The 16,899-nt window shown below is 69.1% G+C and carries 11 protein-coding genes and 1 tRNA gene; 6 read left to right on the top strand and 6 right to left on the bottom strand.

Going from position 1 to position 16,899, the window contains the following annotated elements; genetic code table 11:
• Window positions 1-20 precede the first annotated feature (20 nt).
• Window positions 21-1,817, bottom strand: coding sequence for a chloride channel protein (locus IEX88_RS01145; RefSeq protein ID WP_188848723.1), 1,797 nt, complete (start codon window positions 1,815-1,817; stop codon window positions 21-23).
• A 141-nt stretch (window positions 1,818-1,958) separates the two neighbouring features.
• Here IEX88_RS01145 and IEX88_RS01140 point away from each other — a divergent pair, with 141 nt between their 5' ends.
• The 3 genes from IEX88_RS01140 (at window position 1,959) to IEX88_RS01130 (ending at window position 5,609) form a co-directional block, all read left to right on the top strand.
• Window positions 1,959-3,728 carry an SLC13 family permease gene (locus tag IEX88_RS01140; RefSeq protein ID WP_188848722.1) on the top strand — a complete coding sequence of 590 codons (1,770 nt, stop codon included), beginning with the start codon at window positions 1,959-1,961 and terminating at the stop codon, window positions 3,726-3,728.
• Window positions 3,729-3,851: 123 nt separating this feature from the next.
• Window positions 3,852-5,165, top strand: coding sequence for a DUF2254 domain-containing protein (locus IEX88_RS01135; RefSeq protein ID WP_188848721.1), 1,314 nt, complete (start codon window positions 3,852-3,854; stop codon window positions 5,163-5,165).
• A 174-nt stretch (window positions 5,166-5,339) separates the two neighbouring features.
• Complete coding sequence (locus IEX88_RS01130) at window positions 5,340-5,609, top strand: hypothetical protein (protein WP_188848720.1); 270 nt, start codon at window positions 5,340-5,342, stop codon at window positions 5,607-5,609.
• Window positions 5,610-5,735: 126 nt separating this feature from the next.
• Here IEX88_RS01130 and uxuA read toward each other — a convergent pair whose 3' ends face one another.
• On the bottom strand, window positions 5,736-6,920 hold the full coding sequence (gene uxuA, locus IEX88_RS01125) for a mannonate dehydratase (protein WP_188848719.1): 1,185 nt from the start codon (window positions 6,918-6,920) through the stop codon (window positions 5,736-5,738).
• A gap of 204 nt (window positions 6,921-7,124) precedes the next feature.
• Here uxuA and IEX88_RS01120 point away from each other — a divergent pair, with 204 nt between their 5' ends.
• Entirely contained in the window at window positions 7,125-8,138 is a 1,014-nt protein-coding gene (locus tag IEX88_RS01120) for an aldo/keto reductase (RefSeq protein WP_188848718.1), read from the top strand.
• A 144-nt stretch (window positions 8,139-8,282) separates the two neighbouring features.
• Here the strand turns inward: IEX88_RS01120 and IEX88_RS01115 are convergent, their stop codons facing one another.
• The gene (locus IEX88_RS01115) at window positions 8,283-8,930 is read right to left on the bottom strand and encodes a pentapeptide repeat-containing protein (RefSeq protein ID WP_244639804.1); all 648 of its coding nucleotides are present in this window, start codon (window positions 8,928-8,930) and stop codon (window positions 8,283-8,285) included.
• Window positions 8,931-9,369: 439 nt separating this feature from the next.
• Here IEX88_RS01115 and IEX88_RS01110 point away from each other — a divergent pair.
• A tRNA-Arg gene (locus IEX88_RS01110) sits at window positions 9,370-9,446 on the top strand.
• 317 nt (window positions 9,447-9,763) lie between these two features.
• Here IEX88_RS01110 and IEX88_RS01105 read toward each other — a convergent pair.
• A complete protein-coding gene (locus IEX88_RS01105; protein WP_188848714.1) occupies window positions 9,764-10,825 on the bottom strand; it encodes a siderophore-interacting protein in 1,062 nt (353 codons plus the stop codon).
• Window positions 10,826-11,160: 335 nt separating this feature from the next.
• Between IEX88_RS01105 and IEX88_RS01100 the strand changes: the two genes are divergently transcribed.
• The gene (locus IEX88_RS01100; RefSeq protein WP_188848712.1) at window positions 11,161-13,368 is read left to right on the top strand and encodes a TonB-dependent siderophore receptor; all 2,208 of its coding nucleotides are present in this window, start codon (window positions 11,161-11,163) and stop codon (window positions 13,366-13,368) included.
• Between the two features lie 100 nt (window positions 13,369-13,468).
• Here the strand turns inward: IEX88_RS01100 and IEX88_RS01095 are convergent, their stop codons facing one another.
• Entirely contained in the window at window positions 13,469-14,182 is a 714-nt protein-coding gene (locus IEX88_RS01095) for a response regulator (RefSeq protein ID WP_188848710.1), read from the bottom strand.
• Window positions 14,179-16,896 carry an ATP-binding protein gene (locus IEX88_RS01090; protein WP_188848708.1) on the bottom strand — a complete coding sequence of 906 codons (2,718 nt, stop codon included), beginning with the start codon at window positions 16,894-16,896 and terminating at the stop codon, window positions 14,179-14,181. The genes IEX88_RS01095 and IEX88_RS01090 overlap by 4 nt, the downstream gene beginning before the upstream one ends.
• Window positions 16,897-16,899 lie beyond the last annotated feature (3 nt).

Below are 16,899 nucleotides of genomic sequence, written 5' to 3'. Positions count from 1 at the left end.
CGCCCCGCCCGGGCAGACGATCAGGCGCCCTCGCCCGAGGCCTCCCGCCGGCGCAGTTCCAGTTCCTCGCTGTAGCGCCGCAAGGTGTGGCTTTCGGTGAGCAAGCCGACCACGGTCCTCTTCTGCAGCGACTCCACGACCGCCAGCGCCTCGCTTTCCGAGCGGTCGAACAGCGCCGCCGCCTCGCGGGCGCTCATCTGCGGCAGGAGGACGGCGTCCTGGAAGCGCAGGAGGCCCTCGATGCTGGCGTCGAGATCGACGATCGCGTCGGAATAGGCGTCGGGAACGAGGACGATGCCGGCATAGGCGCCGGCCTCGTCGGTGACGACGACGCGCTGGGTCGAGCCGAGGGGGAAGTCGCGTCGGAAGGTCCGGAGCGTCGTCGACAGCGGCGTGGTGCGGGCGTCGCGCCGCATCATCCGGCCGACCGTCAGGTTGCGGATCCAGCCGACGTCGTGAGCCGAGCGGATGCTTTCGCCGCGCAGGTGGAAGCGCCAGGTGGCGAAGGAATAGCCGAAGGTCTTGCGCACCGTCAGCGAGGCCGTGACCACGGCGACGAGGACCAGCGCCGTGATCGGGAAATCGCCGGTGACCTCCAGCGCCAGGAAGGTCATGGTCAGCGGGCCGCCGATGATCGACACGGCCAGCGCGCTCATGCCGACGATGGCGAAGACCACGGGCGTCAGCGTGGCGTCGCTGAACAGAAACGGGCTGAAGATCGCAAACAGCTTGCCGAGCAAAGCGCCGAGGAAGAGCGAGGCGAAGAACAGGCCGCCGCGAAAGCCGCTGCCGATCGACACCGCCGAGGCCAGCGCCTTCAGCCCCAGAAGCAAAACGAGGCTCGACGCGGCCACCGGCAGGTCGAGCTGGAGATGCAGCGCGCCGTGCCCGGACGACAGGACCTGCGGGGTGACGAGGGCGAGCAACGCCAGCACCACGCCGCCGAGAACCGGGCGCAAGGCAAGCGGCACGCCGCTGCGCCGGACGCCGGCCTCGATCATCGTCACCCCCTGCATGATCAGGATGCCAAGCCCGGCGGCGAGGATGGCCAGGAGGATCGCCGGGGGATAGTCGGCATTGCCGACCGGCCCGGGCGCGCCGATGTCGATCAGCAGCGTGTTGCCGACGATGAGCCGCGAGACGAAGGCGCCGCCGAGGGCGGCCACGACCACGGGCGCCAGCGTGGCGATCGAATAGGCGCCGATGATCAGCTCGAAGGCGTAGAAAGCACCGGTGAGCGGCGCGTTGAAGGCCGCCGCGATCGCCGCCGCCGCGCCGCAGCCGACCAGCGTCCTCAGATCGCCGCGGCGCATTTCGAAGGCGATGCCGATGCGCGAGGCGATGCCGGCGGAAATCTGCGTATAGGCCGCCTCGAGCCCGACGGAAGCGCCAAAACCGTTGGAGATGAGATTCTGCACCACGACGGTGATGCTGTCGCGGATCGACATCCGGCCGCCATGCAGGGCATTGGCCTCGATCGGATCGACCATGGGCCGCGTCTTGCGGCGCGACAGGAGATAGAGGTAGAGGCCGAGGAGAGCGCCGCCGGCCACCGGCATCAGCACCAGCCAGGGCGAAGCGAGCCGCGTGAGCCCGCTGAGATGTTCGCCGTCCGACAGGCCGAACAGCACCGTGTGCAGGAACTGCGCGATCGCGCTCATGGCGATGACGAGGAGACCGGAGAGAACGCCGACGACGGCGGCCACCATCACGAGGCCGATTTCGTTGCCGCGGACCATGGCGCGAAAGCGGCTGGGTGCCTGGACGACGGCCACGTCGGCGGTGGGGGGTGGCGGCGGCAGGGTGGTCTGATCCATCGGGCGCATCAAATTCCAGATCTCGGGGCGAATTTCGTATAGAGCAGCCGCGGCGATCCGCCACGAAGGAATCTGCTGCGACCCCTTGCGTCTTTATTGGCGCGCCCGCGTTACGGGCGGGGTCTGAACAAGGAAGCCGACATGACACTGCAGCAGATGATGGCTTTCGGCATTGTCGCCTTGATGGTCGGCGCCTTCGTCTGGGGACGCTGGCGCTATGACCTCGTGGCGGCCGGGGCGCTCCTGGCGGCCATCGCCTGCGGCATCGTCAGCCCGCAGGACGCCTTTACCGGCTTTTCCGACGACATCGTCATCATCGTCGCCAGCGCGCTCATCGTCAGCACGGCGATCTCGCGCTCGGGCATCATGGAAGTGGCGCTGCAGCGCTTCGGTCCGGACATTTCGGCGCCGCGCACCCAGCTTCTGGTCCTCGTCGCCATCGTCACCGTGCTCTCGGCCTTCGTGAAGAACATCGGCGCGCTCGCCATCATGATCCCGATCGCCTTCCAGATGGCCAAGCGCTCCGGCGTCACGCCCTCGATGTTCCTGATGCCGATGGCCTTCGGCTCCCTGCTCGGCGGCCTGATGACGCAGATCGGCACCTCGCCGAACATCATCGTCTCGAGGCTGCGCGGCGAAATCACCGGCACGCCCTTCACCATGTTCGACTTCACTCCCGTCGGTGCGATCCTCGCCCTCGTCGGCGTGGTCTTCCTGGCGCTGTTCTACTGGCTTCTGCCCGAGCGCCAGGCGGCGGGCGGGTCGATGGACACGGCCATCGACATCAAGAACTACACCACCGAGGCGACCGTCACCGCGCAGTCGGCGGTGGTCGGCAAGACCGTCGCCGACCTGCGCAAGCTCGGCGGCGGCAGCGCCACGGTGACGGCGATCGTCAGCCCCTCCGGCACGCGCCGCACGCCCTTGCCCGACAGCGTGCTGCAGGCCGACGACGTGCTCCTGATCGAGGGCGACCCGGAGGCGCTGGACAAGCTGGTGGCGCAGGGCGTGCTGGCGATGGCCGAGCGCAAGTCGGCGGTCAAGTCGTCGCAGGACCTCGGCACGGTCGAGGCGATCGTCGGACAGAATTCCGGCTTCATCGGTCGCAGCGCGCGAACCCTGGCGCTGTTCCACCGCAGCGGCCTGACGCTCCTGGCGGTCAGCCGGCGCGACAAGCGCTTCACCGAACGCCTCGGCGAGATCGTCTTCGAGATGGGCGATGTGCTGGTGCTGCAGGGCGAGATCGATCGCCTGCCCGACCTCCTGCGCAACTGGGACTGCCTGCCGCTCGCCGAGCGCAAGCTGCGGCTCGGCAGCGTACGCAAGGGCCTCGTGCCGCTGATCATCCTCGGCGCGGCGATGGTCTCGACCGCGACCGGCCTCGTCCCCGTCGCGGTCGCCTTCTTCGCGGCGGCGGTGCTGATGGTGATCGTGAAGGCGGTGCCGGTTCGCGAGGTCTACGGCTCCCTCGACGCGCCGATCCTGCTGATGCTGGCGGCGCTGATCCCGGTCAGCGACGCGCTGCGCACCACCGGCGGTACCGACCTCATCGCCGGCTGGCTGTCGACGGTCGCCCACTCGCTGCCGTCCTACGGCGCGCTGGCGCTGATCATGGTGGTGGCGATGGCGGTGACGCCCTTCCTCAACAATGCCGCGACCGTGCTGGTGATGGCGCCGATCGCCGCGACCTTCGCCTCGCAGCTCGGCTTCCGCCCGGACGCCTTCCTGATGGCGGTCGCGATCGGCGCCGGCTGCGACTTCCTCACCCCGATCGGCCACCAGTGCAACACGCTGGTCATGGGACCGGGCGGCTACCGCTTCGCCGACTATTCCCGTCTCGGCCTGCCGCTGTCGATCCTCGTCGTGCTCGTCGCCGTGCCGGCCCTGATGCTGGTCTGGCCGCTGAACTGACCCGGCGCGGCGGCGCCGCGTCCCGCCGGGCCTTGCCAGCCTTGCGCCGCATCGGGCACTTTACAGACCGGCCCCGCCCTGATCTGGCAGACCGTCTCTGACACGCCGGGCATCGGACGCTGCATGACATCACGCTGGATTTGGCTTCTCACCCAGGTCACCCGCCGCATCTGGTTCCGCGCCGCGCTCTTCTCGGTCGCGGCCGTCGCCACGGCGCTGGTGGCGATCCTCGTCGCCCCCTACATCCCGAGCGACCTGCCGACGCAGATCGGCGCCGACGCCGTCGACAACATCCTCGGCATCATCGCCTCCTCCATGCTGTCGGTGACCACCTTCTCGCTGTCGACGATGGTCTCGGCCTATTCGGCCGCGACCAGCAACGTGACGCCGCGGGCGACGACGCTGGTGATGGAGGACACCACCACGCAGAACGTGCTGGCGACCTTCGTCGGCTCCTTCCTGTTCAGCCTCGTCGGGATCATCGCGCTGTCGACCGGCGCCTATGGCGACCGCGGCCGCGTGGTGCTGTTCGCCGTGACGATCGTCGTCGTCGGACTGATCGTCGTCACGCTCCTGCGTTGGATCGACCACCTCTCGCGCCTCGGCCGCGTCACCGAGACGACCGAGCGGGTGGAGAAGGCGACGACCGACGCCATGCGCCGGCGGATCGAGAGCCCCTATCTCGGCGGCGCACCCTTGAAGAACCGCCTGCGCGACACTCCGGACCGGGCCCGGCCGGTGCGGGCCGGCTCGATCGGCTACGTCCAGCATGTGGACGCCGCGGCCCTGTCCGACATCGCCGAAGCGGCGAAGGGCGACATCTATCTCGCGGCCATCCCCGGCGACTTCATCGATCCCTCGGAGGCTTTGGCCTATGTCACCGGATTCGACGAGGATCGCGACGACGCCATCCGCAACTGCTTTTCGACCGGGGACACGCGATCCTTCGACCAGGACCCGCGCTTTGGCGCCTGCGTCCTGACGGAGATCGCTTCGCGCGCTCTGTCGCCGGGAATCAACGATCCCGGCACCGCCATCGACGTCATCGGCCGCGCGGTGCGGGTTCTGGCCGTCTGGATCGAGCCGAAGGACGAAGCCGAGACGACGATCCTGTTCCCCCGGCTGCATGTGCCCGGCATCGCCATCGGCGACCTGTTCGACGATTTTTTCACCCCGATCGCGCGCGACGGCGCCGGGATCGTCGAGGTTCAGCTGCGATTGCAGAAAGCCTTCCGTTCGCTCGCCCGGCTCGGCGACGACCGCTACGAAGGCAACGCCGCGCGCCACGCGCGCCAGGCCCTGCAGCGCGCAGAGCTCGGACTTTCGCTGGAGGAGGAAAAGCAGCGGGTGCGCGACATCGCGGCCGACGTCGAGGCGGCCTCCTCCGCGTCCGCCGAGACCCCCGTCTTCTGGCCGACCAGACCCACGCCCCTGTAACGGGAAGGCGTGTCGCGGCCGTTCTGCGCCGGCCCGCGGCCCTGAAGGGGCTCCGGCGGAGCCAGCGACGGGGGCCGCCCCGTTCAAGGCGCTTTTTTGTTCACAAGGAGGCGGAACCACACCTGGTCTATCGTGTTGTAAAGGCAGATAGAAATTCTCAGGCAGGCAAGACCCGTGAACACCAGAACATCGCTGATTTGTGCCGCCGTCATCGGCTTCGGTTTCCTGACGGCAGCGCAGGCAGCTTCGTCCCAGAATGAAACAGACGGCCAGACCATGGCCGAGCTCTCGACAGGCAAGACCGGCCGCATCGCCATTCCCGCGCCCCGTCCCGACCGCGAAGCCATTCTGATCAGCGCCAGCGGCAGCGACCAGACCCCGGTTAACCGGACCAAGTCCGGCATCCGCATCATCGGCGCGCCCTTCTTCCCGACCGACATGTAATCGGCATCTGCCTCGACGGATGCCAGCCGGGCTTTAAGCCCAGGCGTGACGCCCTGGCCTTCTCCTAATTCTGATCACGGTCCCAGCGCGATATGGCGCCGGCGTTGCCAGGCCGGCTTCTCGCGCTTACGCGCTGCGGGCGGCGGCATGGTCAAGCGCCCGCATCACCCCGCGCAGTTCCGCCAGGCCCTTCAGCCGGCCGATCAGCGAATAGCCGGGATTGGTCGCCTTCCCCAGATCGTCGGCGAGGACATGGCCGTGGTCCGGGCGCATCGGGATCGGCAGAGCGTCGCCCGCCGCGCGGCGCCGCACCTCTTCGGCCAGAAGAACCGCGATCACCGCGACCATGTCGGTATCGCCCTCCAGATGCTCGGCCTCGTAGAAGGAGCCATCGGGCTCGGTCGTCACATTGCGCAGATGTGCGAAGTGGATGCGCCCGGCAAATTCCTTCGCCATCGCCACCGGATCGTTGTCGGGGCGCGAGCCGTAGGAGCCGGTGCACAGCGTGATGCCGTTGGCCGGGCTGTCGACCGCGGCGAGCAGCGCGCGCACATCCGACGGCGTGGAGACCACGCGCGGCAGACCGAACAGCTGGAAGGGCGGATCGTCGGGATGGATGGCGAGCCTCACGCCGAATTCTTCGGCGACAGGAACGACCGCGCGCAAAAAAGTCTTGAGATTGTCGCGCATGGCTTCGGCCGACAGGCCGTCATACCGGGCGATCAGCGCGGCAATCGCGGCGCGGTCGTAGCTGCCGTCGCCGCCGGGCAGGCCGCGGATGATGTTGGCCTCGAGCCGCTCCAGCGCCGCCGCGTCCATCGCCGCGATGCGTGCCTCGGCCGCGGCGACGAGCGCGGCGGGATAGCTCTCTTCGGCCTTCGGCCGTCCGAGAACGAAGACGTCGTAGCCAACGAAATCCACCATGTCGAAGCGCAAAGCGAGGCCCGAGGTCGGCAGGCGGAAGGCCAGATCCGTGCGCGTCCAGTCGACCACCGGCATGAAATTGTAGCAGACGGTACGGATGCCGGCGCGGCCGAGACCGGCCAGCGTGTCCTTCCAGACGGCGATCGCCTGCGGCGCCTCGGCATCGCCGAGCTTGATCGCGTTCGGCATGGGAATCGATTCGCAGACGCTCCAGACGAGGCCGGCGGCGGCGATGGCGTCCTGTCGCGCGGCGATCGCCTCCGGGCGCCAGGCCGCGCCGGGCTCTGCCTGATGCAGCGCCGTGACGATGCCGGTCGCGCCCGCCTGCCGGATCTGGTCCAGCGTCACCGGGTCGCTCTCCCCGAACCACCGCCATGTCTGTTCCATCGCCGTCTCCTGCTCGCGCGGGCTCCCGCCGCCCGGGTCCGGCTTAGCGCGGGACGGGCCACCGTTCCAGCCCGGGTTCGCCGGGTCTTGCGGGAGGCGCCCTGCTCGGTGGGCGGCGAGCTTCCTGCCGCTACCATCGCCGCGGCAAAACGTGCCAATAGACGGCGGCCGGGGAGCGATGCTGGCAGAGTCTGGGAGGACACCATGGAATTCGACCATCGACGCGTCGGCAGCACCGATCTGACGCTGCCGGTCTACGGTTTTGGCGGGGCGCCGCTCGGCAATCTGTTCCGGCCGATCCCCGACGACGAGGCGGAGGATCTCGTGACCCTCGCCGTCGCCGCGGGCCATACCTTCATCGACACCGCCCCCTTCTACGGCTCGGGCCTCAGCGAACGCCGGGTCGGCGCCGCGCTGCGGCGGATCGACCGGGCCAAGGTCGTGCTGTCGACAAAGGTCGGCCGCCTGCTGCGCCCGGACGCTTCGCACGACGCGACGAAGAACAGTTTCTTCGACGCCTCGCCCTTCCGGCCGGACTTCGACTATTCCTATGACGGCGTGATGCGCTCCTTCGAGGACAGCCTGCAGCGCCTCGGCACCGACCATGTCGAAATCCTGTTCATCCACGACATCGGCAAGATGACGCATGGCGACAGGGCCGAGACGCGGTTCCGGGACGCGATGGAGGGCGGCTACCGCGCCCTCGACGAATTGCGGGCCGGCGGCGCGGTGAAGGCGATCGGGCTCGGCGTCAACGAATGGCAGGTGTGCGAGGACGCCATGGACCATGGGCACTGGGACGTGTTCCTGCTCGCCGGCCGCTACACCCTGCTCGAGCAGACCGCGCTCGACAGTTTTCTGCCGCGCTGCATCAGCGAGAAGGTCTCGATCGTCGTCGGCGGGGCGTTCAATTCCGGCATTCTTGCCACCGGCGCGGTCGAGGGCGCGACCTACAACTACGCCCCGGCCCCGGCCGAGATCCGCGCCAGGGTCGATCGGATCGAGGCGATCTGCCGCGCCCATGGCGTGCCGATGGCGGCGGCTGCGCTGCAGTTTCCGCTGACCCATCCGGCCGTCGCCTCGGTCATTCCCGGCATCGCCGCCCGGGAGCATATCGGCCGCAACCGCGACCTGATCGACACGGCCGTCCCGTCGGCGCTGTGGTCCGATCTCAAAAGCGAGGGCGTGCTGCGCGCGGATGCGCCCGTTCCCGGCTGATCCCGGCCGAACAGCCGGGACCTTCAAGGCCGACAGAATCCTGAGGTCCGGCGCGCCCTCTCGCCGATCAGCCGGCGTCGCGCCGCAAGGACTGCGGCTTGGCAAGGACGAGGCGGTTTCGCGGCCTCGCGTCCCCGCCTGCCTTCAGTCGTAGGGGCCGCAGGGCCAGGAGGCCGGCGCGACCAGGCCGCCCGGCAGCACCGTCTTCGCATCGCCGCAGGACAGATCCACCTGCGCCTGGACGAGGCCCTTGGCACCGGACAGGTCGACGCCCTCAATCCGCGTCAGGAACATGTAGGCGCCGGTGAAATCGAGCGCGCCGCTGATGGCGGCACCGGGGAACTCGGCGCGCGCCAGATTGGCGTAGGCGAAGCGGTTGTCGGCGAGCTTCGTGCCCTTGAAGCGGGCCCGCCCGAGTTCGGCCTTCTCGAAATTGGAGCCTGAGAGCACCGCATCGGTGAAGTCGGCCCGCTGCAGCTCGGCGCTCTGGAACGAGGCGCCCTGCGCCGAAGCGCCGGTGAAATCGGTGCGATAGCCTTCGACGCGGGTGAAGTTCGCCTTGTCGGCCACGGCGCCGGCGAGCAGGGCGCGCACGAGACTCGCCTTCTCCAGATTGGCCTGCGAAAGCTGGCCGTTGCGCAGGTCCGTCAGGCTGAGATCGGTGCGCAGGAGATTGGCGCCCGACAGGTCGGCGCCGGACAGGACGAGATTGCTGCGGTCGCAGCCGCTCCAGTCGATGCCGGCACCGGCGGCGCCGGAGCAGTCGGCTGCCTGGGCCGGCCCGACTGCCATCCCGCAGGCGAAAGCCAGGAGCGGCGCCAAGGCCGCCGCCACGGCCGCCGGCCGGCCCCTGAGTCGCCTCACCGAAGGCTGGAAGGCGGGGCCAGGCCGCGACAGCAGCCGCACCGCGCCGGTCGCTTGCGCCCGGTCACCCGCCTGCCCACCCGTTCGCCGATTTTCGCTGGCTGTCATGAAAAATTCTCCCCGTCGTCATTGGGACTGAAAGTACAGCGCCGTCCCGCCGGTTCCCCCGCGACCTCGCTTCCATTTCCCGTCCCGGCCTGCTGGCCGCCGTCTTGCCGCCACCCGGCCGCCGAGCCAAATACCGGTCCGCCGGAGCACGATGCACGCCCCGCGACATCCCATCTTGCCCGGCCCGCCTCTATCGGCTAGATACGAACGCGTTGCGACCCTCTTGTGGCAACACCGTCCTCGCCCCCGGCGATACGACGCACCCGTAGCTCAGCTGGATAGAGCGCTGCCCTCCGAAGGCAGAGGTCACTGGTTCGAATCCAGTCGGGTGCACCATTTCCCTCGATACTTTTCCCATTGCCCGATGACGGCGTGCGGCCGCAACGGCGCCGTGCCGATGCCAGCAGAGCGTGGTCCGGTAGCGCTCCGCGAGATGGCGGTCGATGTCTTCGGCCGACTCCTCCGCCCGGATTGGGTCCTTCAGCATCGCCCCAAACGTGGCTAAACGGGCGCGGTCGATGATGGGGGCAGGCTCCCACAGGCGCAAGCGCTGTAAGGCTTTCGCGCAGTCGAGATAGACCTCCGCGGTCCGCACGGAGGCGAGCCGAGCCGCCTAACGCCGTCGTCAGACAGACGGGCGCGAGGGCCGGGCGTCAACTGCCGGCATGGCCCCGCCGCCAGTAGGCCACCGCCATGTGCCGGTCGCGGGGCAGGCGCAGCTGGCCGCGCAGATGCGCCCGAATGGCCTTGAAGTCCTGGAACTCGCAGCCGACCCAGACGAAGGGGTCGGCGCCGATCGCCTGCCAGTCGAAGGCGCGCAGTTCGCGCGGCAGGATCCCGAGCGTTCCCGGCGCGGCGCCGGCGCGGTGGTGGAAGCGGACATCGAGCTGGGCTTTGGAGACGAGGTCGATCTCGTCCAGCGGCCCGTCGACCTCGGCCACGACGGTCGCGCGCGCGCCGGCCGGCAGTTCCTCGAGAATGCGGGCGATGGCGGGCAGCGCGGTGTCGTCGCCGAAGAGGACGATGTTGCTTCCCGCCGGCGCCTCGCCGCCGCCCGGCCCGGTGATGCCGACGAGATCGCCCGGACGGGCACTGACGGCGAAGTCGGAGCCGGGCGTCCCGTCGCCGGGATGGACCACGATATCGACGACGATCTCGCCGCGGGCGGCATCGACCCGCCGGATCGTGTAGACGCGCCGGGTCAGGGCGTCCTCGCCCTGTGGCCAGACCGGCAGCCCGCTCTCGCCCATCACCGGCCAGAGGGGCGCACGGCCCTTCGGCGGGAAGATCAGATAGACGTGGTAGCCGCCATCGGCGAAGCGGCCGAGGTCCCGGCCGCTGAGGTGGATCCGCCGCATGTGCGGCGTCAGGATTTCCGAGCGCACCACTGCGAGCTCGCGGAACCAGGGCAGAGGAGAGCCGGCCGGCAGGCCGTCGCCTTGCCAGACGATCTCCGGCGGCGCGCCCTCGTGAAACTCGGCGAGATGCTCGGCGATGCCGATCTTGAGATAGCTGAGCTGGATGGGATCGGCGGAGGCGACCTCGACATGCAGCGCGTCGCCGCGGAGGGCGAGGACGGCCGTTCCGTGCTCGAAGGCTACTTCGCCGCGTCCGTCCCCGGACACGACCTCGCCATGCTCGGCAAAATGTTCGCACAGAAGCGAAAGAAGGCGCCCGGCGCCCGTCACCTCGATGGTGGAACAAGCCTGAAGCATGAGGAGCCCTCCCGACGATCTGCACCACCGCGCCGCGTTCCGGTCGGACGGCTTGGCGGCTTTCCACGCGAGGCTTAGGATTGTTGAGCGGATCTTTCAAGTTCTGCAGGGCCGTCTTTCGGGCCTGTCGGCCCCCCGGGCGGCCGCCGCTGGCGGCCTCACCGTCGGCCCGGCGCCACCGGCAGACTATGGCGGCAGAGACACACCCGGCCCCGCTGCCGTGACAATTTCGCCACATTTGCCGAGCGGTGCGGCCCAGCAACTCGAAAGGGTTACAAACCGTTCGGAAATATGACTAGAAAACTCAAGTTGCATTCCAGCTGAGAGTTTGTTCGATGGTCCTACGTCCTTCGCTGCGGCCCTTGCGCCGCGACCGGAACGCTTTCCTGTTCTCGTCGACGGCCGTCATGGTCGCCTTGTGCGCGATGGGAACGGCGGCGGCCCAGGACGTCATCGAGCTCGACACCGTCACCCTGACCGGCACCGAGGGGGGTGACGGCACCGGGCCGGGCGAAGCGAACGAGCAGACGGGCTTCGTCGCCAAGCGGAGCGGCGGCGCGACCAAGACCAACACGCCGCTGATCGAAACGCCGCAGTCGATCACCGTCGTGACGGACGAGCAGATCCAGCGGCAGGAAGTGCGCACCATCCGCGCCGCGGCCCGCTATTCGGCCGGCGTCACGCCGGAGACGACCGGCGGCGGCGATACCCGCTTCGGCGGCTTCAACATCCGCGGCTTCGACGCCACGGCCAACGCGACCTTCCTCGACGGCCTGCGCCTGCCCTCCAGTTCGGTGATCAATTTCCTCGGGCTCGACCCTTACGGCGCCGAGCGGATCGAGATCCTCAAGGGTCCCTCCTCCGTCCTCTACGGCCAGAACGGCCCGGGCGGCCTCATCAACTATGTCTCCAAGAAGCCGACCGACGCGCCGCTGCGCGAGATCGAGATCAATGGCGGCAGCTACGGCCTGCTCGAAGGACGCTTCGACGTCTCGGGGCCGCTGTCGAAGGACAGCCCGTTCGGCTACCGCCTCACGGGCGTCGCGCGCACCGCGGACAACCAGGTGGACACTGTCGACGACGACCGTTTCTTCATCGCGCCCGTCATCGAGTGGAAGCCGGATGCGGACACCTCGCTGACCCTCCAGGCCAACTACCAGCGCGACCGCGCCGGCTGGGGCCTGCAGTTCCTGCCGGCATCCGGCACGGTCTACGCCAACAACGGGCGCAAGATCCCGAACAACCGCTTCCTCGGCGAGCCCGGCTTCGACCATTACGACACCGATCTCGGCTCGATCGGCTACCAGCTCGACCATCGCATCGACGAGGTCTTCACCGTCCGCCAGAACGCGCGCTATTCCTTCCTCAAGCACGACGAGGCGAGCATCTACGGCGGCGGCTATGCCGACGAGGCGGCGGGCCTTCTGAACCGCAGCGGCGGAACCGGCGACACCGACCTCCAGACCTTCTCGATCGACAACCAGGTGCAGGCGGAGTTCGACACCGGCCCGCTCGCCCACACCCTGCTCGGCGGACTCGACTACCGCACGACCAGCTATTCCGACCGCGTCGATCTCTACGGCGCCGATCCGATCAACGTCTTCGACCCGGTCTATGGCAGCCCGATCACGTCCTTCGGCACCTATTACGACAATGACGTCGACCAGGATCAGACCGGTCTCTATCTCCAGGACCAGATCAAGATCGACCGGCTCTCGGTGGTCCTCAGCGGCCGCTACGACTGGGCGACGACGGAGCTGCAGCGGCCCGACAGCGTCTACCTGACCGCCGTCGACGCGAAGAAGGATTCCAGCGCCTTCACCGGGCGCGTCGGCCTCATCTACAACTTCGACAATGGCCTCGCGCCCTACGTCACCTATTCCGAATCCTTCCTGCCGCCCCTCGACGTCAGCACCACGGGCGGGCTGTTCGAGCCGGAAACCGGGACGCTCTACGAAGCCGGCGTGAAGTATCAGCCGCCCGGCTGGGACGCGATGCTGACCGCCTCGGTCTTCGAGATCACCCGCGACAACGCCATCCGCTTCGGTTACGACGCCGTCGCCAACCGCTCGCTGGTCGAGCAGACCGGTCAGATCACCTCGCGCGGCTTCGAGCTGGAGGGCGTCGCGAGCGTCAGCGAGGATCTGAACCTGCGGCTCGCCTACACCTATCTCGACGTCGAGATCACCAAGGACCTGGAAGGCGGCTACGAGGGCAAGGTGCCGACCACCGTTCCCGAGCACACGATCGCCGCCTGGGCCGACTACACCCTCCACAACGACTCGATGTTCGACGGTCTCGGCGCCGGTCTCGGCGTGCGCTATGTCGGCTCGAGCTTCGGCGACGACGCCAACACCTTCAAGGTGCCGGGCGCCACGGTGTTCGATGCCGTCGTCAGCTACGAGAAGGACAATTACGCGCTGTCGGTGAACGCCAGCAACCTGTTCGACAAGGAATACGTCGCCTCCTGCGGCAACCGCGACTTCTACTGTTTTGCGGGCGAGGGGCGGCGCATCACCGGCAAGGCCACGTTCCGCTGGTAGGGGGCGGACAGCGCGCCGGTAGGCCTATGGTAGAAGGCGCGGCGCGCCGGTGGAGCGTGGCGCGCCACGCTTCGGCGGCCAGCGCCGGCAGCCGCCGTGTTCAGGCCGGCGGCATCTTCTCCGGCTCCGACGCTTCGCCCGCGCGGTAGCCGACGCCGGGCTCGGTCAGGATCAGCGCGGGATTGGCGGGGTCGGCCTCGAGCTTGGCCCGGAGCTGCCCGATATAGACGCGCAGATAGGGCGTGTCGTGCTCGTGCGGCGCGCCCCAGACCTGGTTGAGGATGTGGCGGTGGGTCACCACCTTGCCGGAATGGCGCACCAGCATGGACAGGAGGTCGAACTCCTTCGGCGTCAGCTTGACCTCGACGCCCGACCGCGTGACGCGGTGGCGGGGAATGTCGATCTCGATCGCGCCGAGCTTCAGAACCGGCGTCTCGCCCTTGGCCTGCATCTGATGGCGGATCGCCGCGCGGATGCGCGCCATCAGCTCGCCGACCCCGAAAGGCTTGGCGACGAAATCGTCGGCGCCGAGGTCCAGCGCCTCGATCTTGGCGCTCTCCCGGTCGCGCGCCGACAGAACGATGATCGGCACGTCGGTGAACGCCCGGAGACGCCGGATCACCTCGGCGCCGTCCATGTCGGGCAGGCCGAGGTCGAGCACGACGACCGCCGGCCGGCGGCTGGCGACGAGCGCCAGCCCCTGCGTGGCGGTGTCGGCGCGTAGGGCCAAGAAGCCGTTCGCCTCGAGCGCCGGCGTCAGGAAGCGGTGGATGGCCGGCTCGTCGTCGACGACGAGAATGGTGGCACCGATCAAAGCGGCGTTCCTTGCGTGAGGGGGAGGCGGATGAGGAAGGACGCGCCGCGGTCCTTTCCGGCGGGCGGGCTCGCCGCGACGACGCTGCCGCCGTGCGCCTCGACGATGCCCTTGGTGATCGCGAGCCCGAGACCCGAGCCCTCGCCGCCGTCGGCGCCGCTCGCGGCGGCCCGGACGAATTTCTCGAAGACATGCGGCAACAGCGAGGCCGGAATGCCCGGGCCGTCGTCGTCGATGCGGATTTCGACGGCCTCGCCACGGACGCCCACCGACAGCTCGACATCCGCCGCCGGACCGGCATGGCGCACGGCATTGCCGATGACGTTGGCCAGCACCTGGTCGACGAGGTTCTGGTCGGCGAAGACCAGCGGCAGATCCGGCGCGATGGTGACGCCGAAATGCTGCGGCGCGCCGCGCTTTCTGGCGAGCGCGACGGCCCGGTGCACGGCTTCCTCGATGTCCAGCCAGTCGCGCCGGATGTCGAGGCCGCCGGCCTCCAACCGCGTCATCGACAGGAGATTGCGCACCATGGCGTCGAGATGCTCGGCCTCCTCGCGCATCTGCACGAGGAGGTCGCGCCGCCCCGCCTCGGAAATCTGGTCGCCATAGTCGAGAAGGCTGGTGGCCGCCCCCAGTACCGAGGCGAGCGGCGTGCGGAAATCGTGGCTGATCGAGGCGAGGAGGATGTTGCGCACCCGCTCGGTCTCCGCCGCCGTGCGTGCCGTGGCGACTTCCGTCGAGAGCGCGGTGCGGGCGAGCGCGGCCGCGGTCTGCTCGGCGAGCGTCTCGATCAGCACCATCGCCTCCTTGTCCAGCGTCTCGCCGCCGGGCCCGCGCTCGACGCCGAGGACGCCGACGCGCCGCCCCGGCACGCGCAGCGGCACGAACAGCCAGGGCGCGCTCGGCAGCGTGCCGGTACTGGCGCCGGCATTCTCGTCATGCTGGAGCGCCCAGTGCGCGGCCGTCATCGACGCCGTGTCGAGCCGGTCTTCCGGCGGCCAGGCCGCGGCGACGGCAAGGTCGTCTCCGCCGCCCGGCACGGCCCGGTCCTTGCCGGCGTTGGTCAGCGGGACGAGGAGGATCACCGTCGCCCTCCCGGTCGCGGCGTGGACCTCCGTCACCGCGGCGTCGGCCACTTCCTGCTCGCCGGGAAGCGCCGACAGACGACGGGTGAATTCGTAGAGGCGCCGCGTCGCCCGCGTCAGCCGCACCGTCGCCTTGGCCTGCTCGCGGGTCTGTCCGGCCAGCGCCGACATGGCCGCGGCGACGGCGAAGAAGATCAGCAGCGTCACCACCTCGTGCGGCCGGGCGACGGTGAAGGAGAGGGTCGGCGCGATGAAGAAGAAGTTGTAGGCGAAGAAGGCGAGCGCCGAGGCGAAGACGGCCGGCCAGACGCCGAAGCGGAAGGCCGGGACGATGACCGCGATCAGATAGAACATCGACATGTTCGGCAGCGCGATGACGCCCGACAGGCCGTGGCCGACAAGGGTGACGAAAGCGACGCACAGGGCCGCCACGGCATAGCCCTTGAGCTCGCCGAGCGGCGGCAGGGCAAAGCGCGCCGCCGGAGAGACGTCTGCCTCCTCGGTGGTGACGATGTGGATGGCGATGCCGCGCGCCTGCCGGGTCAGCGCGTCCGCCAGATTGCGGCGCCAGCGCTGCCAAAAACCATGGCCGCGCGACTGGCCGATAACGATCTGGGTGACGTTCTCGAAGCGGGCCGTGCGCAGGAGTTCGGCGGGAAAGTCGTCGGCGACGAGCGAGCGCGTCTCGGCGCCGAGACTTTCGGCCAGATGCATGCCCGCATCGAGCCAGCGCCGGGCCGCGGCGGTGACGGCGACGCCCGGACGCTCGATCGTCACCGCCATGAAAGGCGCGTCCATGAGATCGGCGAGGCGCTTCGCCTGCCGCACCACGCGCTCGGCGTTTCTGTTCGGCCCGACGCAGACGAGAATCTTCTCCCCCGCCGCCCAGGGGCCCTGGATCGCCCCGCCCTGCATGCGTTCGAGGAGGTCTGTGTCGACATGCGCGGCGACGCGGCGCAGCGCCAGCTCGCGCAGGGCCCGGAGATTGCCGGGCTTGAAGAAGCTCTGGATGGCGCGCTGGGCGGTGTCCTCGACATAGATCTTGCCGTCGGCGAGGCGCTTTAAAAGTTCGTCCGAGGGCAGGTCGACGAGGATGATCTCGTCGGCCTTTTCCAGCGCCGTGTCCGGCACGGTCTCACGGACGCGCACGCCGGTGATGCGCTGGACGACGTCGTTGAGGCTCTCGACATGCTGGATGTTCAGCGTCGTCCAGACGTCGATGCCGGCGGCGAGGAGATCGCGGACGTCCTGCCAGCGTTTGGGGTGCCGGCTGCCCGGCACGTTGGAATGGGCGTATTCGTCGACAAGGAGCAGCGCCGGACGCCGGGCGAGCGCCGCGTCGACGTCGAACTCCGGGACAAGGCGGCCGCGATAGGGCACGCCCTTCTTCGCGATGGTCTCGAGCCCGGCGACCATGGCCTCGGTCTCGGCCCGCCCATGCGTCTCGACGAGGCCGACGACGACGTCCGTGCCGTCGGTCCTCGCCGCCTTCGCCGCCTGCAGCATGGCATAGGTCTTGCCGACGCCGGGCGCCGCGCCGAGGAAAATCCGCAGGGATCCCCGGCCCTCGCGCTCGGCGGCGGCGATCAGCGCATCGGGCGAGGCGCGAAGGGGGGGGTCGGCGGACATCGG

The organism is Aureimonas glaciei, assembly GCF_014643375.1.
Lineage (GTDB): Bacteria > Pseudomonadota > Alphaproteobacteria > Rhizobiales > Rhizobiaceae > Plantimonas > Plantimonas glaciei.
Note: the sequence above shows the minus strand (reverse complement) of the source record. Positions and strands in the feature narration are given on the sequence as shown.